This is a genomic window from Dictyobacter halimunensis (assembly GCF_036245075.1).
This window is the reverse complement of sequence record NZ_BSRI01000002.1, coordinates 1,874,189-1,897,697: the sequence shown is the minus strand read 5'-3', so window position 1 is coordinate 1,897,697 and position 23,509 is coordinate 1,874,189. Positions and strand designations below refer to the sequence as shown.

At 52.8% G+C, this 23,509-nt stretch carries 17 protein-coding genes and 1 pseudogene; 11 read left to right on the top strand and 7 right to left on the bottom strand.

Features of this window, described 5'->3' with window-relative positions:
* Positions 1-88 precede the first annotated feature (88 nt).
* On the top strand, positions 89-1,063 hold the full coding sequence (locus AABA21_RS21905; RefSeq protein WP_338253668.1) for an HAD family hydrolase: 975 nt from the start codon (positions 89-91) through the stop codon (positions 1,061-1,063).
* A 130-nt stretch (positions 1,064-1,193) separates the two neighbouring features.
* On the opposite strand, the gene AABA21_RS21900 is transcribed toward AABA21_RS21905, so the two are convergent.
* Positions 1,194-2,036, bottom strand: coding sequence for a sensor histidine kinase (locus AABA21_RS21900; protein WP_338253666.1), 843 nt, complete (start codon positions 2,034-2,036; stop codon positions 1,194-1,196).
* A 395-nt stretch (positions 2,037-2,431) separates the two neighbouring features.
* On the opposite strand from AABA21_RS21900, the gene AABA21_RS21895 reads away from it, so the two are divergent.
* On the top strand, positions 2,432-2,908 hold the full coding sequence (locus AABA21_RS21895) for a type II toxin-antitoxin system death-on-curing family toxin (protein WP_338253664.1): 477 nt from the start codon (positions 2,432-2,434) through the stop codon (positions 2,906-2,908).
* A gap of 15 nt (positions 2,909-2,923) precedes the next feature.
* On the opposite strand, the gene AABA21_RS21890 is transcribed toward AABA21_RS21895, so the two are convergent.
* The 4 genes and pseudogenes from AABA21_RS21890 to uvrC form a co-directional block, all read right to left on the bottom strand.
* Positions 2,924-3,136: a hypothetical protein gene (locus AABA21_RS21890; protein ID WP_338253663.1), complete on the bottom strand. Its 213-nt coding sequence runs from the start codon at positions 3,134-3,136 to the stop codon at positions 2,924-2,926.
* 195 nt (positions 3,137-3,331) lie between these two features.
* On the bottom strand, positions 3,332-3,652 hold the full coding sequence (locus tag AABA21_RS21885; RefSeq protein WP_338253662.1) for an FmdB family zinc ribbon protein: 321 nt from the start codon (positions 3,650-3,652) through the stop codon (positions 3,332-3,334).
* Positions 3,653-4,116: 464 nt separating this feature from the next.
* Positions 4,117-4,242, bottom strand: a complete 126-nt coding sequence (locus tag AABA21_RS39475) for a hypothetical protein (RefSeq protein WP_420917205.1) — start codon at positions 4,240-4,242, stop codon at positions 4,117-4,119.
* 150 nt (positions 4,243-4,392) lie between these two features.
* Positions 4,393-6,074 (bottom strand): annotated as a pseudogene (gene uvrC / locus AABA21_RS21875) (excinuclease ABC subunit UvrC); the annotation flags it as partial.
* A 503-nt stretch (positions 6,075-6,577) separates the two neighbouring features.
* Between uvrC and selB the strand changes: the two are divergent.
* From selB to AABA21_RS21845, 6 genes are all read left to right on the top strand, one after another.
* On the top strand, positions 6,578-8,545 hold the full coding sequence (selB, locus tag AABA21_RS21870; protein WP_338253658.1) for a selenocysteine-specific translation elongation factor: 1,968 nt from the start codon (positions 6,578-6,580) through the stop codon (positions 8,543-8,545).
* A gap of 388 nt (positions 8,546-8,933) precedes the next feature.
* Entirely contained in the window at positions 8,934-10,937 is a 2,004-nt protein-coding gene (locus tag AABA21_RS21865; protein WP_338253657.1) for a protein kinase domain-containing protein, read from the top strand.
* 321 nt (positions 10,938-11,258) lie between these two features.
* The gene (locus tag AABA21_RS21860) at positions 11,259-12,668 is read left to right on the top strand and encodes a glycosyltransferase family 4 protein (protein ID WP_338253655.1); all 1,410 of its coding nucleotides are present in this window, start codon (positions 11,259-11,261) and stop codon (positions 12,666-12,668) included.
* Between the two features lie 155 nt (positions 12,669-12,823).
* Positions 12,824-14,215 (top strand): glycoside hydrolase family 57 protein, encoded by a 1,392-nt coding sequence (locus AABA21_RS21855; RefSeq protein WP_338253653.1) that lies wholly within the window; start codon positions 12,824-12,826, stop codon positions 14,213-14,215.
* A 372-nt stretch (positions 14,216-14,587) separates the two neighbouring features.
* The gene (locus AABA21_RS21850) at positions 14,588-15,616 is read left to right on the top strand and encodes a lytic transglycosylase domain-containing protein (RefSeq protein ID WP_338253652.1); all 1,029 of its coding nucleotides are present in this window, start codon (positions 14,588-14,590) and stop codon (positions 15,614-15,616) included.
* A 251-nt stretch (positions 15,617-15,867) separates the two neighbouring features.
* A complete protein-coding gene (locus AABA21_RS21845) occupies positions 15,868-16,464 on the top strand; it encodes an enoyl-CoA hydratase/isomerase family protein (protein WP_338253651.1) in 597 nt (198 codons plus the stop codon).
* A 94-nt stretch (positions 16,465-16,558) separates the two neighbouring features.
* Here AABA21_RS21845 and AABA21_RS21840 read toward each other — a convergent pair whose 3' ends face one another.
* Complete coding sequence (locus AABA21_RS21840) at positions 16,559-18,490, bottom strand: HAMP domain-containing protein (RefSeq protein ID WP_338253650.1); 1,932 nt, start codon at positions 18,488-18,490, stop codon at positions 16,559-16,561.
* A 37-nt stretch (positions 18,491-18,527) separates the two neighbouring features.
* Positions 18,528-19,529 (bottom strand): phosphate ABC transporter substrate-binding protein, encoded by a 1,002-nt coding sequence (locus tag AABA21_RS21835; RefSeq protein ID WP_338253649.1) that lies wholly within the window; start codon positions 19,527-19,529, stop codon positions 18,528-18,530.
* A 472-nt stretch (positions 19,530-20,001) separates the two neighbouring features.
* On the opposite strand from AABA21_RS21835, the gene AABA21_RS21830 reads away from it, so the two are divergent.
* The 3 genes from AABA21_RS21830 (at position 20,002) to AABA21_RS21820 (ending at position 23,495) form a co-directional block, all read left to right on the top strand.
* Positions 20,002-20,565, top strand: a complete 564-nt coding sequence (locus tag AABA21_RS21830) for a hypothetical protein (protein ID WP_338253647.1) — start codon at positions 20,002-20,004, stop codon at positions 20,563-20,565.
* Positions 20,566-20,870: 305 nt separating this feature from the next.
* Positions 20,871-22,097 (top strand): cation:proton antiporter, encoded by a 1,227-nt coding sequence (locus AABA21_RS21825; protein ID WP_338253645.1) that lies wholly within the window; start codon positions 20,871-20,873, stop codon positions 22,095-22,097.
* 762 nt (positions 22,098-22,859) lie between these two features.
* Complete coding sequence (locus tag AABA21_RS21820; RefSeq protein WP_338253644.1) at positions 22,860-23,495, top strand: hypothetical protein; 636 nt, start codon at positions 22,860-22,862, stop codon at positions 23,493-23,495.
* Positions 23,496-23,509 lie beyond the last annotated feature (14 nt).

Here is a 23,509-nt window from a genome sequence, read left to right as displayed (position 1 = left end):
CTGTTATACAATAAAGAAACAGTAGAGATTGTCATATACATGGCACTGCTTGAGCGGTGCCATCTTTGTTGAAAGGGCCTGAACGATCATGACGACCCCGGTGATCTGGAAAAGACCGGACCTGCTGGTACCCCAGCCGTTTGATACATTGTTGTTCGATGTGGATGGTGTGCTGATTGAGACCGTGAACTCGTTTCGTGCCGCGAACATCGCGGTCACTACATATATTGTTGGGACCTTAAATGGTTTGCAATGGGACTCCAATGAGCACCAGACGCCAGTGACGCAAGAGGATATCAGTATCTTCAAGCAGGCTGGTGGCTTTAACAGTGATTGGGATATGTGTTATCTGCTGTCGGCACTGGCCACGGCACGGCTACGCGAGTGGCGCGATAGCGAACTGGCCGCGCGCAGTACGCAGGAGTGGGGAATATTGGCCCATGAAGCCGCCGTAAGTGGTCAGAGCGGCCGCGCCTGGGTTGAGGCTGTGTTCCCCTCCACGGCACTGACCGATTATGATGTGGTAGTGGATGTATTCAATGAGTGCTACTGGGGGGCCCGCGAATTGCGGCGCCGCTTTGGACGAGACGCGCGCTACCTGCCGCAGGCCGAGGGATATGCGCAGAATGAAAAGATGCTCTACGCACCTGATTTTTTTGCGCGGCTACGCCAGGCTGGTGTTGCCAATCTGGGCATGATTACCGGCCGCGTTGGTGCCGAGGTCGATAGCGCCATCGAACGCATGGAGGCCTATAGTGGCCAGCGTTGGTGGGACGTAGTGGTGCCAGCTGACCTCTATGCCAAGCCCGATCCCATGGCGCTACGCTACGCCCTGAACCAGGTAAATGGTCGCGGTGGCCTCTACATCGGCGATACCGCCGACGATTTCGACCTCGTCAGGCGCTACAAAATCGACAGAGCAGAGTCCGAAGCACCGGTCCTGGCCGCCATGGTCGTCAAACCACAGGAGATTGAGCTCTATCAGAGTCGCGGAGCCGACCTCCTCGTTCACTCCGTCGAAGCCCTGCTCGACTTCCTGCCCGTCCCCGACACCCTGCATTAATCTCTCATTGAATAATGGATGGACGCAATGAAGAGCCGCGCCGAGCGCGGCTCTTCATTGCGTCCATCCATTATTCAATCTTTGGTACGCTGCAGGCTTCAGCGATAAGCCAGGGCAAGCCTGGCACCTACTACGACGGCTTGAGCGGCAGCTCAAAGCTAAAGGTCGTGCCACGCCCCTTCTCACTACTGTTGCCCTCTTCATCGTGGGGCTCTAGCTGCAGGGTCCCCTGGTGGGCCTCAATGATCGATTTCGTGATAAATAGACCCAGGCCAGAACCATGGCGAGAACGGGTAGCCGCCAGGCGCCCATAGGGACGGAAGAGCTGACTGATGTCGGTCGAGGGGATACTGGCCCCCTGATTGTGGACGCTGACCCGCACACCTGCCTGGGTTGCGCTCACCGTTACGGTAATGGTAGTTTGCTCATCTGAATATTTGATGGCATTATCCAGCAGATTGCCCAGAGCTTGCTGCAAGCGGTCGCCGTCCCAATGTCCGATGATCGGCGTATCAGGCGCCGAAACGACAAATGTATGATAAGGGGCGAGCGGGCGTAACTGTTCTACTATATCTTTGACCAGTTGTACAATATCGCAGTCCTCGCGGATTAACGAAAACTTGCCCGAGGCAAGATGAGAAGAATCGAGTAGATCATTGACCATGCGGCTCATACGTTGTGCCTGACCAATAATGATACCGGTATTGCGCTGAATAGCCGCATATTTCTTCCCAAGCTGCTGCGCAGAAAACTTCGCGCCATCTTTAGAAGGGGCTGCATGACGTGCAATCATCTGTGCATAGTTCATAATCGGCGAAAGCGGGCCGCGCAGATCATGTGCGATCATCGCCGTTGACTGTTCTTTATGTGCCAGCTGATCTTGCAAGAGGAGGTTTTCCGCCCGTAAATCATTTACCTGCTGTTGTAGTTCCTCAATAATCTGTTCCTGTGTTTTTTCGCCTTGAAGCTGCATGACCTCTGTCTCCTTGCAAGCGGCATAATTGTAGCCATTCTTAGGGATTGTGTAATACCAGTATACACTCGTATGACGCGCATCTGTTCTTGAATACCTACCTGATAGGAAAATTGGGTATGCATGTTATGACTTTTGGGAGAGAAGATGCGTTCTATGTCCTCCTTTTGTAGAATATATCGTCCTCTTTATGCATATGCCTGAATGAGGGAGGATTCGCGCCTTCGGCCCCTGACTCTACGCGCCTATGGCGCTCAGAGATTTATTATTGAGTGGATGACGCTGCCTCATCCACTCAATAATTGCGAATGCTGGGTAAAGAGCCATGATTAGATATGATCTTTTCCTATACTTGCCTTTTGACTGATCTCCTAACATGAACTAAAATAACTGTTATGTATAAAGATAAAGAAAAAAGATATCCTGATATTGATGAAGCCATCCAGGCGAACCACATCGCTGGTGAGGCTGGTGTTGTGCGCGACATGAATGGCCTGGGTTCCGCGCTGGCCGCTCCTCGGAACATTGCTTTGTATCAAGATACCAGTATCGTGGAGCTGGCTGCGACCCTCATCGAGCGCATCGCGCAGAATCATCCTTTTATCGACGGGAATAAACGAGTAGCTTTTATTCTGGGTAGCACCTTTCTCATTATTAATGGTTACCAGATCCATTATAGGGATAAGCAGGATGAGATGTCTCTGGCCTATACCATCGAGTCTATGGTGGCGGAGAAGAAATTTGAAGAATTGGTGCGATGGCTGGAGACGCATCTAGAGGTATGCGATGATAGCGCCAATCAGGGTGTGGAACAGATTATGCAGCAAATAGCGGACGAACACCCGGAGATCATCGCATACCTCGGATCGTAATAGTGGAGCGGATCTCTAATTTTCGGGCAGGAGGTTGAGGTCGCGGAGCTCGTCCTGGGCCGCTTCGCTGAAGCTGTGGATGTCCAGGGTCGGGTCTGCGTGTGAGATGAGGTGACGGATGCGCTCGGCGATGGATTGGCGCATATAGAAGTCCGATGTCAGGAGAAGTTCGCCGACGGCGATCTCGATCTGCTGACGCTGAATGGCGGCCAGGGCTGATTCTGCCATAATCCTTTTCCCTCTATCCAGGTGTCTGACACCCATCGTCACCTGAGCCCGCACGAGTTTTCGTATCTGTGGCACTCAGGAGTTCGTTTTGAGTTGGTGCATGGGGTGCGCATTGTGCACCCCATGCACCAACTCAAAAATATGAAGAATGGCCATCAGCATAAGATGGCTATTGAACATTTTTTTAATAAGCGCTTATTTGCTGGCGGCTGGCGTGTTGGAAGCGGAGGTGCCGGAACTTTTCTCTGAAGAAGAAGAACCGCTCTCGCTGCTGCTCTTGCTCTCGCCATTGCCCTCGGCCTTTTTGGCGTCCCCATTGGAAGAGGCCAGCGTTTTTGTCTGGCTATAATCAGTTTTATAGAAGCCTGAACCCTTAAAGACAACGCCAGCGGGGAAGAGGACGCGGCGAATATGGTTACCGCACTCCGGGCAAACGGTCAAAGGCTCATCGGTCATTTTCTGCCACGTTTCGAAGCGGTGGCTACATGTTTGACAAAGATACTCGTACGTTGGCATATACCAATCACCTCTTAAAAAATGCATTATACGCATTATATACAATACGCATATTCCACGCCTTATCGCACCCGTATGCCGGTGGACGGAGGAAGTGATCTCTTTTCCAGCGATCATCTGGTCCAGCACACGTGGCTTGCGTGTCTTGATGAGATAAATTTTGTATAAGAAAGAGGGCGACCGCTATAGCCGTCCTATTCAATAATATTACAGTGAATCAGTCGAGTTGTCAATCAATTCGATCGAGTGCTAGCACTCCTGCAAAGATCATCCTAAGGGCGCTGACACCCTCAACAAATTTATTTAGTAGTGTTTGTGCAAGTTGGGCGCCTCTGAGGCGCCCAACTTGCACAAACACTACTAAATAAATTTGAGCGCCGCAGGCGCGAAACGTACATGCCGCGCCGGGCGGATGGAATAGATTGTGAGTGCCTCTGTTCTATAGAACAAGAGGCACTCACAATCTATTCCATCCGCCCGATATACTCTTTCACCTTTTCGGCGGCGTCGCGCGTCATACCGTCGAGGGCGGTCAGATCTTCGAGGCTGGCGGCGCTGATGGCGCGAACCGAGCCAAAGTGTTTGAGCAGCGCCTGTTTGCGTTTGGGGCCGATACCTGGAATTTCGTCGAGAACCGACTTAAAGGTACGGTTGGAGCGCAGCTTCTGATGATATGTGAGGCCGAAGCGATGGGCTTCATCGCGGATACGCTGCAGCAGGTAGAGTCCCTGAGAGTTGCGTGGCAGGATAATCGGCTCTGGCGACTCGGGCGTGTAGATCTCTTCGGCCGTGTTGAGCTTGGTGTGAGAGCCCTCTTCTTTGGCTACGCCAATGACCGGGATATCCAGTTTGAGCTCGCGCATGACCTGTAGGGCCGCGTTCAGCTGGCCCCGGCCGCCATCAATAATCACCAGGTCCGGCATGGCCCAGTCGTGATGGAGCGTCCCATTGCTGCCATCCTGGATGATCTCGTCAACGGTCTCACCGATTGGCTCACTGATATCATCGGTTGGACTGCTGGGGATCGAAGTTGTGGCGGTTCCGGCGGCCCGGCGAAAGCGGCGGCGTAGCACCTCCTGATGGCTGGCGTAATCGTTGGGTCCTTCGACCTGCTTGATTTTGAAGCGGCGGTACTCTTCCTTTTTGGCCGTCCCGCTTCAAAAACGATCATGGCGCCAACCGAATTGGTCCCCTGTGTGTTGGAGATATCGTAGCACTCAATGCGTTGCGGAGGTGTCTCCAGGTTGATGGCCTGCTGGATCTCTTCCAGCGCAAACTGCGTCTTCTGGCTGTCCGTCAGCCACTTGATACGCTGCTGTTCCAGTACCTCTTTGGCGTTGTTCTTTACCATATTGACCAGCTGTACTTTATCGCCGCGTTTGGGCGCGGTAATCGTTACGGCGGAACTGCCGCTGGTGGCTGATCCTTTGCGCCTCTCCCGGAGCCAGTTCTGAACCACCTGGCGATCGTCGGGCTCAACCTCAACAATGATCTCGGATGGTACATGGGGAGAGCTCTGATAGAACTGCTGCATGAACGAGCCCATTACCTCGCCAGGACTACTGTCGCGCGTGCCCTGCAGGATGAAGTATTCTCGCCCCACCAGTTTGCCAGCGCGGAAAAAGAAGACCAGGGCGCAGGTCTCGTCGTCGCCGCTTGCCAGCGCGATCACATCCTGGTCATCCTGCGCGTCGGTGTTGATGATGCGCTGCTTCTCCAGCACTCGTTCGACCGCCTGAATACGATCGCGCAGGCGAGCTGCCTCCTCAAAGTTCAACTCTTCAGCGGCCTTATCCATCTTCGACTGCAGATCTTTGAGAACCTCGTCGTGTTTCCCTTCGAGGAAGAGGATAACTTGCTTGATGATGGCGCCATATTCCTCGCGTGTTGTATAGGCCACGCAAGGAGCGGTGCAGCGATGGATGTAGTATTGTGTGCAGGGGCGTGGCAGCAGCTTTTGCTTCCAGCCCGCCGGAGGCTCGCCTTTGGCCGGTGGCGCCCAGACGCTGGCATCATAACGGCAGGTGCGGAAGGCAAACAACTTGTTTAAAAGATCCAGCGTGGCATCGACGGCCCCCGAGTTCGTGTAGGGCCCGAAGTAGCGATTGCCATCGTGGTGGAAGCTCCGTACCCGGTAGACACGCGGAAAATCCTCTGTCAGGGCGACCTTGATATAGGGATAGCTCTTATCATCGCGTAACAAAACATTATATTTGGGCCGATACTGCTTGATATAGTTACTTTCCAGGACCAGGGCTTCGACCTCGTTTTGCACGACGAGAAACTCGATATCATCGATTTTAGCCACCATGCTCCGGTTCTTGGGGCTATGATCGGTCGATTCCAGAAAATAAGAACGCACCCGATTATAGAGAGAGATAGCTTTTCCCACATAAATAATGGTGCCCTCGGCATCCTTCATCAGATAGATACCGGGTTTATGGGGGAGAGATTTGAGCACAGACTGGATTTTTTCGTTCATCAATAAAATTCCCTGGAAAGCAAGCAGCAATTGGTCTGACAACACTACATTTGTGTGTCCCTTTATTATACCTCGTTGCAGGGTGAGTGTCATGGGATATCCCGAACTTTTGAAAAAAGTTCCCAAAACCGGGATGCAGGGTCCTCCTCTAGGCGGGAGGTGCAGGAGGGCGGCGAGCCCTCCTGCCGGGGTGTGGGGTGTCCCCACACTCTCCTTTCTTCTCTCGTGCCGCCGCAGGCGGCGCGTAAAAAGAGAAAAAGAAGTTTTGTGGGGACACCCCACACCCCGGCAGGGAGAACCCTGCACCCCTTAACTTGACGGCAAGGGGTTCTCCCCGCAGGAGGCGGGGAGAACCACGCCTCTCGCTTTTGCATAGCCATAACCGCCCATCTGCGGTATACTGAAAGTGTAAATGTCTATCGAGTTATATATACTAGGAAAGCATGAGCTGTATAGGAACTGCAGGCCACGTAGATCACGGTAAATCTACGCTGGTAAAAGCACTTACCGGTATCGATCCCGATCGTCTAACGGAAGAAAAAGAGCGTGGCATGACCATTGACCTTGGTTTTGCCTGGTTGAAACTGCCTGGTGGGCAAGAGGTCAGCATTGTAGATGTGCCCGGCCATGAAAGCTTTATCAAGAATATGCTGGCTGGCGTGGGAGGAATCGACGCCGCCATGCTGGTTATCGCGGCCGACGAAGGCATCATGCCACAGACACGCGAGCACCTGGCGATCCTAGATCTATTGCAGGTGCCTCGTGGAGTCGTTGTGCTCACCAAAGCGGACCTGGTAGATGAAGAGTGGCTGGAACTGGTCAGGGATGAAGTTGCGGAATATCTGAAGCCAACTATTTTAGCGGGGGCGCCGATCCTGGCAGTCTCGGCCTATACAGGCCAGGGTCTGCCAGAACTGCTGAAGACCCTGGAGGAGCTATTGAATGCCACCTCCACCCGCAAAAATATTGCCCGCCCGCGTTTACCAGTTGATAGAGTCTTTTCGTTGACTGGATTCGGTACGATTGTCACGGGGACGCTGTTAGATGGCGGATTACAGGTGGGGCAGGAAGTGGAGATTTATCCTCAGGGCATAAAATCGCGTGTGCGCGGTTTGCAGTCCCATAAGCAGCAGCTTGAGTCTGTACTCCCGGGTGGCCGCGTGGCGCTAAACTTGGCCAATGTGGCGCGCAGCGATCTCGCGCGCGGCAATGTGGTGGCCCGACCAGGCCAGCTGCAGCCTACGTTACTCTTTGATGCCCGGCTGCGTCTGCTTGCCGACAGCGGTCGCCCGCTCTTACACAATACATCCGTTGACGTGTATACCGGCTCACAGGAGATTCCCGCGCGTGTGCGCCTGCTAGATACCAATGAGCTTCAACCGGGGGATAGTGCCTGGGTGCAGATGCGCTTGAGCCGGCCCGCGGTAGTTGCTCGGCGTGATCGTTTCATTGTACGCATTCCGTCACCGGGCGCCACCATTGGCGGCGGTGAAATCGTAGATGTCACGCCACGCTATCACCGCCGTTTTCAGAAACCGGTGCTTTCAACGCTGGAGCAGCTGATGCAGGCCACCCCTGACGAACTGGTCCTGGCCAGTCTGGAGCGTCGCAAGCCTTCCAGGGGAGAAACAGCCCACGTAGCATCCGGTTTTTCTGGCTATCTACTCGAAGAGATAGCGAAGCAGTCTAATTTAGCGCAAGATGTGACGCAACAGATACTAGAGTCGTTGTTATCAGAAGGAAGAGTGTATAAAGCTGGTGTTTACTGGTTTGCACAAACCGTCTGGGAGATGTTAACTGACGAGGCTCTCCACCTTGTTAAGGAATTCCACCAACAGTATCCATTGCGCAGCGGAATCTCCAAAGAGGAGTGGCGTACCCGCCTGGGTCTTCAATCCCGATTGGCGACCGAAGTTTTTGCGCGATTGCAAGAAAATGGCCTGTTGGAGAGTGTGGAAAACAGGGGAGGGGGCGGGTCGGCAGCGGTCCGAACCGGTGGATTAATCAGGATACCTGGCTTTCACCCACATTTTACCGCCGCCCAGCAGCAACAGGTAGATCAGCTATTACAACTTTTTCGCGAGCATCCCTACACGCCCCCTGTACGTAGCGAGGCGGAGGCGATGGTAGGCACCGATGTGGTCAGCGCCCTGATTGAACAGGGCCAGCTGGTAAAGATAGGTGACGGTATCCTTTTTTCCCATACCGCTTATAGTACAGCACTCTCAAAACTAGCGGCCTATATGCATGAACATGGTAAAATAACCGTGGCGGAGGCACGCGATGTGTTAGAAACAACTCGTAAGTATATTTTGCCTCTACTTGAACACATGGATGCCCTGCGTATAACCCATCGTATGGGAGACGAACGTACACCAGGTACAGCCCACATTGGTAGCTCGGTGGAATGAAAATTCGTGAATAAATGGATGGATGGACCTGTTACAATCGAACAGAAGGAGACGAAAGCCTCCTTATCAGGGGGGATAACTCCTACTTTCCTGCAGAGTGTTCCATTCTGACGTAGAATAAGTTAAAATAGTGGCGCAATGCGTTTTGCTTTCTTCCAGATTCCGGGAAGAGATCTTCTGGCAATTTGATGCCGGCGAGTCACATTGCGTCTCTGGTTGAGATATGCGTAAATCCTTGTTTGAGACTCAATTGGCTTTCATTCCGGAACATCTGAGGTGGTGACATCCAGTAGTATAACCACCTGGATGCCGCTGTGACAGTGAAGAATGATAGTCCAATAAACAAGGGAGGGGCACTGTAAAAGGTCGCCCAACAGTGCGGAGAGCTATGCAAATCGAAGTTTTGGGTGAGCGATACCAAATACAAGACCCTATCGGACGCGGTGGTATGGCTACGATCTATCGGGGCCGTGATATGCGCATGGACCGGGCCGTAGCTATCAAGGTGTTGCGCGAAGTTTACAGTACCGACCCAAAGTTTGTGACGCGCTTTCAGCGAGAGGCGAAGGCTGCATCTTCGTTACAGCACCCGAATATTGTGCAGGTATACGATTATGGCCAGAGTGATGGCAATTATTTTATTGTCATGGAGATGGTCGAAGGTGCAGATCTACGTCGTTACCTGCGCTCGCGGGGCGTGCTCGCTATGGATCGGGCCGTCATTATCGCGCACGACGTCGCTCTTGGTCTGGGAGCGGCCCATCGTCGGAGTATTGTGCATCGCGATGTAAAACCACAGAATATCATGGTGGGGCGCGATGGTTCCATTAAATTAACCGATTTCGGTATTGCCAGTGTGTACAAAGACATTAATGCCGAGCGTTTAACCACGACCGGTATGACACTGGGTACCGTTCAATATTATGCGCCAGAACAGGCACAGGGTGAGATTGTTAGCCCTGCGGCCGATGTGTATGCGTTGGGCATTGTCATGTATGAGATGGTGACCGGTCGTACCCCATTTGATGGGGATACCCCTGTCGCGGTTGCCATGCAACATATCCAGGATGTCCCGATGCCCCCCAGTCAGTTGAACCCGAATGTTCCGCCAGCGCTGGAAGAGATTATTTTGCGCTGCCTGGAAAAGATCCCAGAGATGCGTTTCCGGGATGGTAATATGCTGGCCCGGGCCCTGGAGTTGTTGGGTGAGGAGGATAAGGATACCGTGCAGGCCGCTAATATGCTACCTGGCAATGGAGCGGGTCCTCATCCTGGCGCGGCTGCGCTGGCGGGTCCAGCGGCGGCTGGCTATCTCAATGGTGCCGCGCGACCGGGTGCGCAGATTTCGTCACCCAATCAGCAGATGTCCCCGAGCGCAATGGGTCCCAATGGAGCCGTTGAGAATGGTGCCGCGACCGCGTTGCAAGCCGATCAGGGATATGCTCCCTCGGCGGTTGATCCGAATGATGCTACCACCGCGATGGAGCCACCACGTCCAGTACCTATGAGCACCATGGGCGACATGGGCTCGGGCTCGACCCGGCCTATTCAACGCGATGCTCTGGGTGGCCGGCCCGCCGGTGTGGTACGTGAGCAGCGGGATACGCGTATGGCTGGCATTGTTACCGTCCTGATTCTGGCGGCAACGGTCTTATTACTCGCTTTCAGCATTTATCTCGCCAGTCAGTTGCATTTCCTGCCATTCCCGTCTGGCAATTCTAATTCCACGCCAACAGTGGCCCAGGGTGTTCTGGTGCCCGACTTAAAGAATATGGACTACCAGTCGGCCAAAAAGCTGGCCGAGTCCAATGGCCTTAAGCTGCAGGCGAAAAATGGTGTTACTACTGGCAAGGTCACGAATCAGGCGCCAGCGGCAGGTAATCATGTCCAGCGGGGTTCAACGATCCAGGTTGAGTTGTCTGGCACGACTGTGGTGCCCAGTGATCTGATTGGCAAGCCTTTGGATGAAGCAAAGACTGAACTGAATAACCTGGGAATCAAGTTTGTTGCCCAGCAGGATGATCGTGATCCGCACGATCCTAATCGGGATGCCAACATTATCACCCGAACCGATCCAAAAGCTGGCCAAACATTGAAAGATGGAGAAGTCCTGACCCTTTATGTGACGAACTGGACTGATGCTCCATCATCGCCGGCTCCGACGCAGGCGCCCCCGTCCCAACAGCCGACGCAGGCGCCCCCGTCCCAACAGCCGACAACGGCACCGCAGCCAACACCGACAACGGCACCGCAGCCAACACCGACAACGGCTCCGGTGCCAACGCCGACAACGGCTCCGGTGCCAACGCCGACAACGGCACCGCTGCCCACGCCGACTGCGACCACTACATTGCCAAATCCAAATGTGTCGTCCACACCAGGCACATCATAAAAGAGAGACGGAACGCTACCTCAAAGTCTTTTATATATTGGTGCAATACAACAGGTGGGTGCATCTGCACCCACCTGTTGTATTGCACCAATATATAAAACTTATACCACCTTACCTCTGCGAGAAGAAAAGCCTGAAGCCGGTCGTTGTATACATGTGTTCGGGTGAAATCGTACATATTATTATGTTGTATACTGCAATTAGAAGCCCTTCATGTACTATCTAGTACATAGAAGTAGGCACACCAGAGATCGTGGCGCATACAGGTGTCTATGTTTTCCTTCCCACAAAGAAAACTTAAGAGAATGAGGATGACCTATCATGATAAAATTAGACGGAGCAATATCACCAGCAAATACGCTCTTTGTCCTGCTCTGTTTTGAAGGCCCCGATGTCTACTCTACCGCGGGTGGTCTGGGTACGCGGGTTTCCGAGTTAAGCGAAGCGCTGGCAACACAGGGATATACAACCCATCTTATTTATATCGGCGATCCTTATAAACCGGCGGTTGAGCATCGCCTGGATGGGCGCTTGATCCTTAAGCGCTGGTCGCAATGGGTCAGCAAATATTATCCCAATGGCGTATATGACGGCGAAGAGCAGAAGCTATACGATTATAATGAAAGCGTTCCTTATCATATTTTTAGCGATATCGTGCGGCCCGCGGCGGCCGAGGGGAAGACGGTTGTTATCCTGGGAGAGGACTGGCATACCGCTGAAGTAATGTGCCGTACCTCGGATCTCCTGCACTGGTTTGGCTTGCGGCAAAAGGTCTTGATGTTGTGGAACTTGAACAGCCTGATGTCTCTCAACCGCATTGATTGGGGACGACTGAATTTTGTAACCACGCTCTGCACTGTCAGCAAGTACATGAAGCACAAAATGTGGGAGCTGAATGTTAATCCCCTGGTTATTCCTAATGGTATCCCCACCCGTCACCTCAATCCAGTTGATCCACAGGCGGTCGAACGCCTGCGTACCATCGCACGTCGGGGCGATCCTGATCGCTTCTTCCTATTCAAGATTGGCCGTTTTGATCCCGATAAGCGCTGGATCATGGCCATCGAGGCGGTGGCGCGTTTAAAGGATGCTGGCCATCCGGTGACCCTGTTTGTGCGCGGCGGCATCGAGCCCCACGGAGCCGATGTGTTCCGTCATGCCTATAATCGTGGCTTGCAGATCCAGGATGTGGTGGCCCAGCGCCCCAATCTTGAGCAGTGTCTGGACGCGATCGAACAGGCTGGCCCCGCCGACATCTATAATCTGCGCTTCTTCCTGCCCGAGGAATTTGTGCGTACCACCTATGCCGCAGCCGATGCCACACTGGCCAATAGTGGACACGAGCCCTTTGGCCTGGTGGCGCTCGAAGTGATGGCGGCTCAGGGGATCGCCGTGACCGGCTCAACCGGTGAGGACTACGCGGTCTCCTTCGAAAATGCTATTGTGACCGAGACCGATGATCCCGATGAAATTGTTGGCTACCTCCTCTACCTGCGCCGCCATCCAGAGAAGCAGGAACAGATGCGCCAGGCCAGCCAGGTGACGGCACGGCAATTCTTATGGGATCGCGTCATCGACAACATGGTAGGCAAACTTGAGTTCCTGGCGCGTAAGCAGAATATTGCTTTGTCTCCCAGCAGTATGATGGATGTAGAGACCGAGTCTCATATGCATGAGCAGGTGGCGCAAGAAGTAAGTGTTTCTTCCAAGTCCGCCAGGTATAATGCATAGTAAGCGATAGCCGCTAGCATTGCAATAATAACTTTGCAAACGTTTTTTACTAACTACCAATACGAGGTTGCTCGTTGTTGTATTGGCCCGGCGCGCATGCGTGCGGCGGGCCAATACGCTGCCAGGAGATGCTGTAAGGATGGAGGATGAGGAGTATGGTTGCGGATCTGGCTATCTACACTGTGGTTCATCAACCTCGGCGCTTAAAGTTACCGGCTCAGCCCATTCCGCGCGGAGCCACGCCCGAGGATATTGCCCATTGCCTCTTTGACGAACGAATGAATGAACGCTACTTTAGAAAAGTGGCGCAGTATAGCTATTATCCCGCCGCCCAGATGTTTTTGGATCTGGTGCGCCAGGGAATGAAGCTTTCGATTGGCTTCTCCCTCTCTTTTATACGCCAGGCGGAAACGTGGGATAGCACATTGCTGGACCTTTTCCGGGAACTGGTGGCGCATGAAAATGTTGAATTGATCGGGGTTGAACCATACCATAGTTTCCTTTTTTTGCTGGACATGCCTGCCTTCGTTACCTTGATGCAGGAGATGGCTCAGGAACTGGAGACCATCTTTGGTAAGCGGCCGGTGGTGACCGATACCACCGAGATGTGCATGTCGGCCTCGCTCTATGATGCGCTGGACATGGCCGGGTTTCATGGTGCCTTGATGGATGGGCGTCCCTGGGTAATGGGTTGGCGCGAGAGTACCCACCTCTATCGCAATGGTGATGAGGCTCCCTATGCCTTACCGATAGAGAATAAACGCGCTCGCCGCCCCGTGCGCAAGGCAGGCACCGTCCGGGAAGCCCGTAACAGCAGTCCCTATCTACTGACGCGACACCTGGAGCTCAGCGACGACGTTGGTTATCGTTTCTCCAATCGCAGTTGGGATGGGTATCCACTGTATGCGGACACCTACGCGAACTGGATCGCCCATACCTGGGGCGATCTGTTGCTGCTGGGATGGGACTTTGAAACCTTTGGTGAGCATCATCGGCGCGATAGCGGCATCTTTGACTTTATGCGCGCCCTACCGGGAGAGCTACAGCGGCGCCATGTGGACACCTATACCGCCAGTGAGCTCATCGAACGCCATCGAGCGCGGCCGCACCATCTCCCCTTACCAGTATATCCCACCACCTGGGCTGGAAGCGGAGGGATGGAGTTCTTCCTGGGGAACGAGGCCCAGAAAACGATCCTCCAGCTCATGGGCGAAGTCTATGGCATGGCCCGCCTGACCGGGAACGAAGATCTGGTTGACCTGGCCGTCTGGCTCACACAATCGGATAATCTGCACCTGATTCAATGGTATGGAAAGAGCGGCCCCGAAGCGGAGGTATCGGCCTACTTTACCCCATCCGAATGGTGGTCGCTGGGTCCCAACCGGGTCATCACCGAGCAGCAGCAGGTTTATATTAACGCCCTGCGCGCCATGCAGCCCTATGTGCCCGCGCGCCTCTGGCGCAAGCCCGAACGCAAACCGCAGCGTCGCAAAGAACCGATCCCCGAACGCGTTCCCGAGCTCAGCTACGTCGCCCGCCACGCTTAATCCTGGAAGGCGCGCGCCCGGGAACGGGGTCGCTTCGCGACAAGCCAGGGCAAGCCTGGATTGAGGATGCCCCCAGCATCCTCGCTTACGATTTTATATATGACAAGCGGAAGATGCGCTTTGCGCATCTTCCGCTTGTCATATATAAAATCGGGCGGCCGCTCGGGCGTCCGCACGCGCGGGAACTACCAACCTTCCCTTAACCATGCACCATCCCAAATGGTGCATGGTTAATATCTATTCATGTTTTTCTATGACTTTTGGCCTAGGAGATGCACCACGAATTGACGAGGCTCGGTTTATTTAGTTAGACTCACAAATAGCAATAAGTGTAAAGCAACAAAAAAAATATTTTGTATGAGGTAGGGTTTAATGCCACAATTTAATTCCTGGCGGTCCTGGGAGAGCGATGACGCTGAACAGTCAGGATCGCGCATCCCCGATGTCGCGATGATGACCCCGGTCCCGGGGGAAGTTGCTACGTCAACGTTTCAGACCGATGCCTTTCCGGGTCTGACCACCACCGAGCAAACAGCCGCGCTGAAGGTAAGAAATACCGATAATTATCCTCCTATCGTGCTGCAGAACGCGCAGACCACGCAGTCATTGGTACTGGCGTTACATGCCACCATACAGCAGCCATTGGTGCAAGGGAAAAGGCAGCCAATCGTTATCCCAGGTGATCGAAAACGGCAGCGTGATACCGAAGCACTGCGTCTCCAACAGGGAAAGCATCTTGGACTCACCTTGCGTGTGCGCCATGGCCTGGTCATGCTGGCTACCTTCGCCGTATTGATGTTTACCATGCTTACCATGACGCCCCTTGGCAGTGGCCAGAGTGGGGTGCCACTGGTTGATAGCGCCGTTAAGTGGGTACAGACCCAGCAAGAGAACTTTGACCTCGCTGTCGGCCGTACCGTGCCGGCGCCGGTGTCGACGACCCAGCAACCAGCACAGGCCAAGCAGCAGACGAATCCCGTTGTAACGCCTCCTACTCTAGACACAACCAACCTGCCTAAGAGCCAGTATGTTGCTATCGCGCAGCAGGCCGCGATGAAATATGGCATCAGCCCGGTTTATTTTGTGCGCCAGATTAATCAAGAGAGTGGCTTTAACCCCTACGCCATGTCTCCCGTTGGAGCGGTCGGTATCGCGCAGTTCCTGCCCTCGACCGCCGCGGGCATGGGTGTTAACCCCTATGATCCTGTTGATGCCCTGTACGGGGCCGCTCGCATGATGTCCAATCTCTCAAATCAGTATGGTGGAGACTATGCCAAAGCCCTGGCCGCCTACAATGCCGGTCCCGGTAGTGTTAACAATGCTGTCGCGGCCGGTGGCGCAGCCTGGCTCTCGTATCTGCCAGCCGAAACACAAAACTACGTTCGCATCATTCTGGGCTAGCTAAGCTGCCCTGGCGTAATGCGGATAAGAGCAAGATCGCAACCCTACCTCATAAGCGATCTTGCTCTTTCTTTTTGCCAGAAGACGCGCTTGAATTTCTGAGTATGTAGAGATATACTTTACCATAAGCAGCGATCATTCTGCGTATGGCATATCAAAAATATTGCCTGTGTTTGATCAATGCATGTGCCGTCCGGTGCTATCTTTCGCGCGGCACGGCAAGTCACCTACTATTAAGGATATAGTATTTCATGTCGGATATACATGTCCGTCAACGCAATGGCATTCTCTGGCTTATTCTTGACAGACATCCTCGAAATATGTTGACCGCTGCGATGCTTGAGCAGCTCTCCGCAGCCTTGCTCAAGGCACGCAACAAACCTCCGCGTCTCATCGCGCTAACTGGAATGGGTGAAGAAGCATTCTGCGCTGGCTTAGATCTACCAGATGATGCGATCATGCACGACCACACCCTCGCAGATACGGCACACGAGATCGAACTTTCCCTGGAGGCCTTGCAGGCGCAGGGGATTCCAACCGTTGCCTTAATCAAGGGTGCTACCTGGGGAGCTGGCTGCGATCTGGCGATTTTATGTGGCACCATTTTCGCGCGTGAAGATACGACGCTACGCCTGCCCGCTCGTGGTCACAGTCTCTTCCCTCGCGCGCTGACGACAGCATTACCAGCCTTGATTGGCGAAGCAGAAACGCAACATCTCCTAGAACGCTCTGAGCCTTTAAACGTGGCCGATGCGCTGTCACTGGGGCTGATTCACCAGATCCTGTCCCCCAGGCGCTTTCTGCAGGACGCAGAAGAGCTTCTGACCATGTTGATCAGTGTTGCCTGACGTTTCCCCCCTAGAGAGGCGGGCAGACAAAGTGGGTCCCTGGCTTACCAGGGACCCACTTTGTCTGCCCGTCTCTCAACGGAGTTCCGTGTAGCTAGCGCGTTTCCAATAGTCCCATGCTATTTCTTCGCCCCGGCATGCTCGGGCTGGCCTGTCCCTGAGGAGTTGGACCCAGGCTGGGATTTGAGAAGCCGGGCTGTGGAAGTGGAGCCATGGCTCCGCCGCTCTCAACGGTGTCTAACTGGAAGTTCACGATACCGGTGCGGATCTCTTGCGCCATCTGGCTTACCTGGCGGGCGAGGGCATGCACATCGTTGGCAAACTGGGTGCTGTATTTGACCACTTCCTGTATCGCTTCCATATTAGCCGCCGTGGGAGCCGCCTCGCCTGCCTGCGTTTTGAGCAGGCGTATTCGCGCGGTAATCTGCGACATCTCTTTATCTAATTCCTGGAAGCCACGGGTGGTATTGTGCTGTGAGATCTGCATCTCCTGCGTTATACGCTTATTCAAGCTTGCCAGTAACTGCAGGTCATCGCTAAACTGCAGGCGCAGTTCATCCAACTTCGCATAGGGTGTGCTGACCGATTTTGGGAAGTTGGTAAGCCGCTCGACGGCATGAGAGGACTGTTCAGATATTTTCAGAATAGTCTGAATGCGTTGCAAGATCTCCTCATTGGATACCTGGCGCAGCAGCTCGCGCGTCTGGCGCAACTGGGCCAGCAACTCTGCCTGCTGGTTATCGATCTTCTCCGGTGCGCTGGATTTTCCTCGGAGATCTGTTTTTCCGGCATCTACGATAAGGGGAGCTTTGTTATTCGCGGTTTTGACCTGTAGGAGAGCCTGAGTAAAGCTTTCTGAACGTTCTGTCTGCTGGCGCGCGATCACATCGAGCTGTTCGGCTGTCGTGCGGGTACGCTGCACAAAGCGGCGGAAGCGTCCCACCGTAAAATTAAACGCGTTGGCCAGCATGCCGATTGGATCGTTGCTGACGGGGGCGTTGATGCGCAGGTCACCAGCGCTCACGACCCGCATATCCGTAAAGAGATGTTCGGCGGCGTTGGTCAGCGCGTCACGCTGGTTGCGTGTCTCATCCAGCAGGCCCACAATGGCTTCCAGCATCGCATTCACCGATCCTGAAACGTCGGCGATCTCATCGCGTCCAATCACATTTACGCGCCGATTGAGCTGCCCCTGTTCGACCGCCTGCGTTACATTGCGCAACTGGCGTAGTCTGCGTACCAGCGTGCCCGAAATGACCAGCCCGATGATCAAAATCAAAATAAAGGCGATGATCGATCCAATGATGGTAAAGACAACCTGATTCTGGAATTCAACCGTCTCGGCGCTATTGATCGAATCCGTCAGGCGCACGTTAAACTGAATCAAGGCGCGTAGAGCGCTGGCCGCATCACTATTGGTCAGCTCAACCTGTACCTGCTCCAGGTACCTCGCCTTAGCTATATCGCCCTGATCAAAGTAGCGCGAAATATCGTTCAACGCTGTCTTATGGATGTTCCAGGTGCGCTGAGCACTACCCACCAGGACCGTTTGCTGATGGGTGAGCTGGTTTGATGAACCGATAACATCCAGGATCGACTGCTGTTCCTGGTGTTTGGCGATTACATCGTTATTGACATAATTATTGAGCAGACCGTCGTAGCGCGTAACAAGGCTCTTGAGTGCATCTTTTTCGTTCTGCAGCGTCTCATTTGAAGGCTGCGGAGTTTGCAACAACGCCAGGATCGACTGTGTCTCGGTCTTCATCAATTGTAAATACTGGCTACCGGTGTTTAAATTAGTGTTGGCTGTTAAGATACTGCGGTAGAACTCCGCCTGGCTGCTCAGGGATTGTGAACGCTGCAGACCGGTGGCCCCGGTTACCAGGGCCGCGATCAGGGCGGCGGCCAGGAAGCCGAGCGTCAGGCGTGCGCCAATGGGGAGATCGATTAACAGGGTGCCTCCACGTCTGAGTGAAGAGCGTATCGGAATGGCTTTTCCATTATAGGTTGGTGATGTGTCGGACATGGTTTTTTCCATTTGTGTATTGACTGTTGAAGCTGGCTTATACATACGATTCACGGCGGGTGACCTCGCTTTCATGAATGGACGAGAATGCGAGCGCTGTTTGTTGTACATGGCTACCGGGAATGGCATCTGCTTGATTCAGATTCATTTCATCAATGGTGATATAGCGTAGCTGATGGGCTTCTTGCTGTACTGTGGTGCTGGTCATAAAGTTGAGAAATTCATTCGTCAGCGGGAGGCTATCCCCCAGTGTATACATGTGCTCATATGACCAGTAATTATATTTGCCGTTGCCAATGGTGATGGCAGTTGGGTTGGCGCCGTCGATCGCGATCGCTTTGACGGTTGGCTTAAGGGCTGACAGCGCGATATAGCCAATCGCCCCAGGGGTGCTGGCGACGGTATTGACGACCTGCTGGGTATCGTCGACCTTGAGCAGCGTACCTTTCTCATCGCCACCACCAAGGATGTATTTACGAAATGTATCGCGGGTACCAGAAGTCGATGGACGGATAATAGGGTGAATTGGCTGGTTCAGGCCAGCTTTGATCTGGTCCCAGTTGGTGATTTTTCCGGTGGAAAAAATATCAAGAATCTGTTCTTTTGTCAGGGATGTAATATTGATATCTGGATGAACAATCATGACAAACGGTGTAACGCAAATAATGTGGTCGGTCATATTCGGATCGGGATAAATAGCCGGATCGGCATAGATGTCCGAGTCTCCAATATCAGATTTTTTTTGAAAGACATTGATCAGACCGGTTTTACTGCCACCTCCACTCACGATAATGTGGGTTTCAGGATGCAAGGCCATGAATTTTTTCGCCGCCACCTGAACCAGAGGTTGTAGCGCCGTCGACCCGCTAATTTTAAGCTGCCCATTCAGCTGTTGTGCTTGCTGGTCCGCACCTGCGCATCCCGTCAACAGCAGTGCCATGCAGAGCAGTACCGCGAAAGGTATAACGCCACGCGCAACAGCCTGTGAGGGCATACTGGTTTTGCCTTTACCATGATTGGCATAGACGTTTAAATGCATAAATAGTATCCTTTTGACCTGTGTATGTTTCTACTTAATATAGATTTTTAATGCGCATCACATCCAAAAGCGGGTGCTTACAATGGAGGGCTTCCCGTGTATGCGTTTCTTTTCCAGAGAGGATGCAATGGGATGCCTGCTTCGTTATCAGGTTTCTGACAGGTTGAATGCCTATTGTTGTGTTTCATCTCGATTATGTATGAACATGATTAAGCGATTGTTATGCATGTGTTAAATTAGCCTGAGGGAATAGTTAAAAGTGGAGGATAAACCAGCTTGTGATCGGTTTTGATAGGCTTTGCAGCATAAAAATAGACTCAACCTTATCTTAGTACTTAATGACTAATTGAGATCAAAGAACGTATTGGCATATGATTGTGAGAATGAGCGGAACTTTTATGGCCGGGGCAACGTCATAGCTGTGAATGGCTATTCAAGCAAGTATGGTTGGTCGCAGAAAAGGAGTTTTTCTATGTCGATTATGCGGATGCATGTTCATAAAAGTAAACGGACTGTGGGTATACTCGGCGTCGTAATGATTATGCTTTTGGTTGTATTGGCGGCGTGTGGCAATACTGACAGTAACAGTAGTAGTAATGGTGGCAAATCAACTACTGCTGGAGGCGCGCCAACGACCGGGCATCAACCTACGCCGACGCCAACCAGTATCGCCGGTTATGGTACGAGCCAGGGGTGTCCCAGCGATGTGGTGGTCAGTAATGCTCCCAAGGCCAATCAATCGGTAGTCGTGAAGAGCCAGACCGGAACGACGGTGAACGCGAATAAGGGCGATATTATTGATCTGAGCTTCCCATTCGGGAAAAAGTGGATTGGGCCGAAGAGCGTACCGGCTCAACTGGAGATGCAGAAGCCTGCTGGCTATGCGTCCAAGAGCGATAAGACCTGCGTCTGGCGCTTCACCGCCCAGAATACCGGCACAGTAGATCTCCATTTCACCAGCCGGGCCATATGCAAAGCTGGCCAGATGTGCCCTATGTATGTTATAGATGTGCCGGTAACGGTGATCGTAAAGTAGTTAATCCTCCTAGGGAGTAAAAAAACGTGCGGCCGCACTCGTTGTATGTGTGGATGCATTGGGTGCGCATTCGTGCACCCAATGCATCCACACATACAACGCCCCGTGAGCACTGCGGATGCGAAAGCCCAGGCGTGCTGCAGGTGATCATCTTGCGGATCAGACACAAACAAAAGGAGCGGGGACACAGCTGCGTCCCCGCTCCTTTTGTTTGCCGGGCATGTCCATTGTGATATAGTTTGAGGGGATGTTTTAGCTGTCGCTTGCTATATCAATACACAGCTTTAATCAAGGATTATGTATGGATGGAAATATTAAGCGTTGTTCGCCTGCTGGTAGTTCTCCTTTTGATCGCGCTGATGGTAATTTTTATCTCCAGGCGCTTCGCGGTCCCCTATACGCTGGGATTGGTGCTGGTCGGCTTGCTGATCAGCCTGTTCGGGCATATTGAGGCCTTCCATCTTTCGCCAGAGTTGGTGCTCTTTGTTTTTTTGCCTCCCTTGATTTTTGAAGGCTCCTGGTCGATCTCTCTCAGGTTGCTGCGCGAGAACTGGGTGCCGATCCTCCTGCTGGCTGTGCCGGGACTGCTATTGGAGCTGGCATTGATCGCGCTCCCACTCCACTTTTTCGCGGGCATGTCCTGGTCGGTGGCCCTGCTGCTGGCGGCTATTTTATCACCGACCGATCCGGTAGCAGTGCTGGGACTTTTCAGGCAGCTCAAGGTAAACGAGCGCCTCTCGATCTTGATCGAGGGTGAGAGCCTGTTTAATGATGGTGTGGCGGGCGCGCTCTACCAGGTCTTTCTGGCGATCGTCTTGCTGGCGGTGCAGGGACAGCAGGTATCGCTAGGTGCCGCCGTACTGCGTGGTATTGGTGTATTTATCCTTCAGGCCGGGGGCGGTATAGTGGTGGGTGCCCTATGTGGACTGGCGGTCAGCCGCTGTGTCAAGCAGGTCAACGACCACCTGATCGAAATGACCATGACCATTGTTACCGCGTATGGTGTCTATCTACTGGCCGATGCCCTGCATATGTCTGGCATCCTGGCCGTTATTGTTGCCTCGCTGATTATGAGCAATTATTGTACCGAGCAAGGCATGTCTGAAGAGACACGCCTGGTGGTTGATGACTTCTGGAGCATGATCGCTTTTCTGGCCAATGCACTGCTCTTCCTGCTGGTCGGCGCCCAGCTCAATCCACTTGGCCTGCTCACCATTGGTCAGCCGATGTATCTGCTGCTGGCCGCCAGTGTAGTGATCATCGCGGTGCTGGTAGCACGTTATGTGATGATATTGCTTTTGCCGCTCCCCTTCGTCGGTGAACTGCGCAAGCGCCTGCACGCCTGGCGTTTTATCCTGTTCTGGAGTGGTTTGCGGGGAGCCCTGTCGCTGGCGTTAGCGCTGGCCCTGCCCACCAACGTTCCCCACCGCACTGCATTGATTTTCTCCACCTACATAGTGGTATTATTCACCCTGTTAGTGCAGGGATTCAGTATTCGACCGGTGCTTCGCCGCATACAGGGCTTGTTGTAGCCACCATGTTGGCGGACAGGTATCGCTTGATATGTATATATGAGCTATAGATCTATAGTCAGAGTTATGCATTCCAGAAAATACAAAGAAGTATGTCTATAGCCCCCAACCATTTTCAAGCAATCTTGATGAGGAGTAGATTGATATATAGCTTCACTTGAGCTCAGACAGCTATATCGATACGAACGGTAGCTCTTCGTTTCTCTGTTCTTGATACTACTGGCTACAGGTCTGGCGGCTATACAACTATGCCATAGGAATATAGTAAACTCTCCTATTGACAGGCTGGTTCCATCTCCGTTACAATCAACGTAACGGTAGTTACTTAATACGACCAAAAAGTAACTTCTGTAACACATAGATCTGGAGTATTAAGATGGCAACACAATATTATTCATCATCACCATCGCTGACGATTATAGAAGCGATCTCTCAACATGCCGCGACATCCTATGTCCCTGTAACCTCTTCCCTTTTTCCTTGCTCCTCTATGTCTATGTCTATGTGTTGTCCTCACTGTTGCTAAACACTTCTGGCTCATCTCCACTGTATATGGCGCTTTTGAAGAAATAGAAAGCGCATCTCGCAGCTGGTCTATTGCGGATTTCCACTGAAATTTGTTTTTCCGGATACGCCGGTTCTCCTTTGGCTTCAAGGGCAGACGACCTACCATTATTTGCCTATAGACATGAGCCCCTTTGATGCTTAGAAATTTTTACTGCCCCTTTTCAGGTTACCAGGTAGAGAGTGAGGATGTATCAAATGTTACAATATGCTTTGCCCATACAGGTAGATAGGATTGATTTGTTGGCCGTCAACAAAGTTGTGAAGGGACGGCTCGATCTGATGGTGCTCCGGCACATGGCTCGTCAACTACAACTTGTACTCCTGACGACAGAACAACAGCCCGACATGACGAATATTCCTATAGTTTATGAGCTTACAGAGCGTCAATCGTGCCTGCATCGCATCGTTTTTTATCGCCCCCAGGCGTTGTATGAGGAGGAGACGCTCTCTTTTGTCGGTTTTGTCAGTGGGCGTCAGACAGGCAATGATGATGTTCTGAATGAGGAACTTTCCCAGGCGGACCTGCATATGCTTGCTAAGCTCACACATATTCCGGGTCTGCTGGCCTATTCATCCATGGAGCTACGACCCGGTCGCTGGTATAACCTGGTGATGATGCAGACCCTTGATGTGAAGACTAACTTAAAGGGCATCGACATGCATCAGCACGCGGCCTATCACCTGGCGCCGCGTGTTTACGATTGGATTCGTATTCATAGCGGCATCTTTCCCGGTGGGCTAGCAAAAAATGCACCGCAGCTGCTTAAATCCAAGCACTATGCCTTTCATCATCAGGCAAACAATTTTCAAATGCATGAGATCATGTATTAAGCAGTAGATAAGGA

Excerpts from the sequence above, each read along its gene's own strand:
- AABA21_RS21835 (WP_338253649.1), bottom strand. The coding sequence starts at position 19,529 with ATGCATTTAAACGTCTATGCCAATCATGGTAAAGGCAAAACCAGTATG.
- AABA21_RS21895 (WP_338253664.1), top strand. The coding sequence starts at position 2,432 with ATGTATAAAGATAAAGAAAAAAGATATCCTGATATTGATGAAGCCATC.
- AABA21_RS21890 (WP_338253663.1), bottom strand. The coding sequence starts at position 3,136 with ATGGCAGAATCAGCCCTGGCCGCCATTCAGCGTCAGCAGATCGAGATC.
- AABA21_RS21900 (WP_338253666.1), bottom strand. The coding sequence starts at position 2,036 with ATGCAGCTTCAAGGCGAAAAAACACAGGAACAGATTATTGAGGAACTA.
- AABA21_RS21865 (WP_338253657.1), top strand. The coding sequence starts at position 8,934 with ATGCAAATCGAAGTTTTGGGTGAGCGATACCAAATACAAGACCCTATC.
- AABA21_RS21845 (WP_338253651.1), top strand. The coding sequence starts at position 15,868 with ATGTCGGATATACATGTCCGTCAACGCAATGGCATTCTCTGGCTTATT.
- AABA21_RS21855 (WP_338253653.1), top strand. The coding sequence starts at position 12,824 with ATGGTTGCGGATCTGGCTATCTACACTGTGGTTCATCAACCTCGGCGC.
- selB (WP_338253658.1), top strand. The coding sequence starts at position 6,578 with ATGAGCTGTATAGGAACTGCAGGCCACGTAGATCACGGTAAATCTACG.
- AABA21_RS21850 (WP_338253652.1), top strand. The coding sequence starts at position 14,588 with ATGCCACAATTTAATTCCTGGCGGTCCTGGGAGAGCGATGACGCTGAA.
- AABA21_RS21860 (WP_338253655.1), top strand. The coding sequence starts at position 11,259 with ATGATAAAATTAGACGGAGCAATATCACCAGCAAATACGCTCTTTGTC.
- AABA21_RS21885 (WP_338253662.1), bottom strand. The coding sequence starts at position 3,652 with ATGCCAACGTACGAGTATCTTTGTCAAACATGTAGCCACCGCTTCGAA.
- AABA21_RS21905 (WP_338253668.1), top strand. The coding sequence starts at position 89 with ATGACGACCCCGGTGATCTGGAAAAGACCGGACCTGCTGGTACCCCAG.
- AABA21_RS21830 (WP_338253647.1), top strand. The coding sequence starts at position 20,002 with ATGTCGATTATGCGGATGCATGTTCATAAAAGTAAACGGACTGTGGGT.
- AABA21_RS21840 (WP_338253650.1), bottom strand. The coding sequence starts at position 18,490 with ATGTCCGACACATCACCAACCTATAATGGAAAAGCCATTCCGATACGC.
- AABA21_RS21825 (WP_338253645.1), top strand. The coding sequence starts at position 20,871 with ATGGAAATATTAAGCGTTGTTCGCCTGCTGGTAGTTCTCCTTTTGATC.
- AABA21_RS21820 (WP_338253644.1), top strand. The coding sequence starts at position 22,860 with ATGTTACAATATGCTTTGCCCATACAGGTAGATAGGATTGATTTGTTG.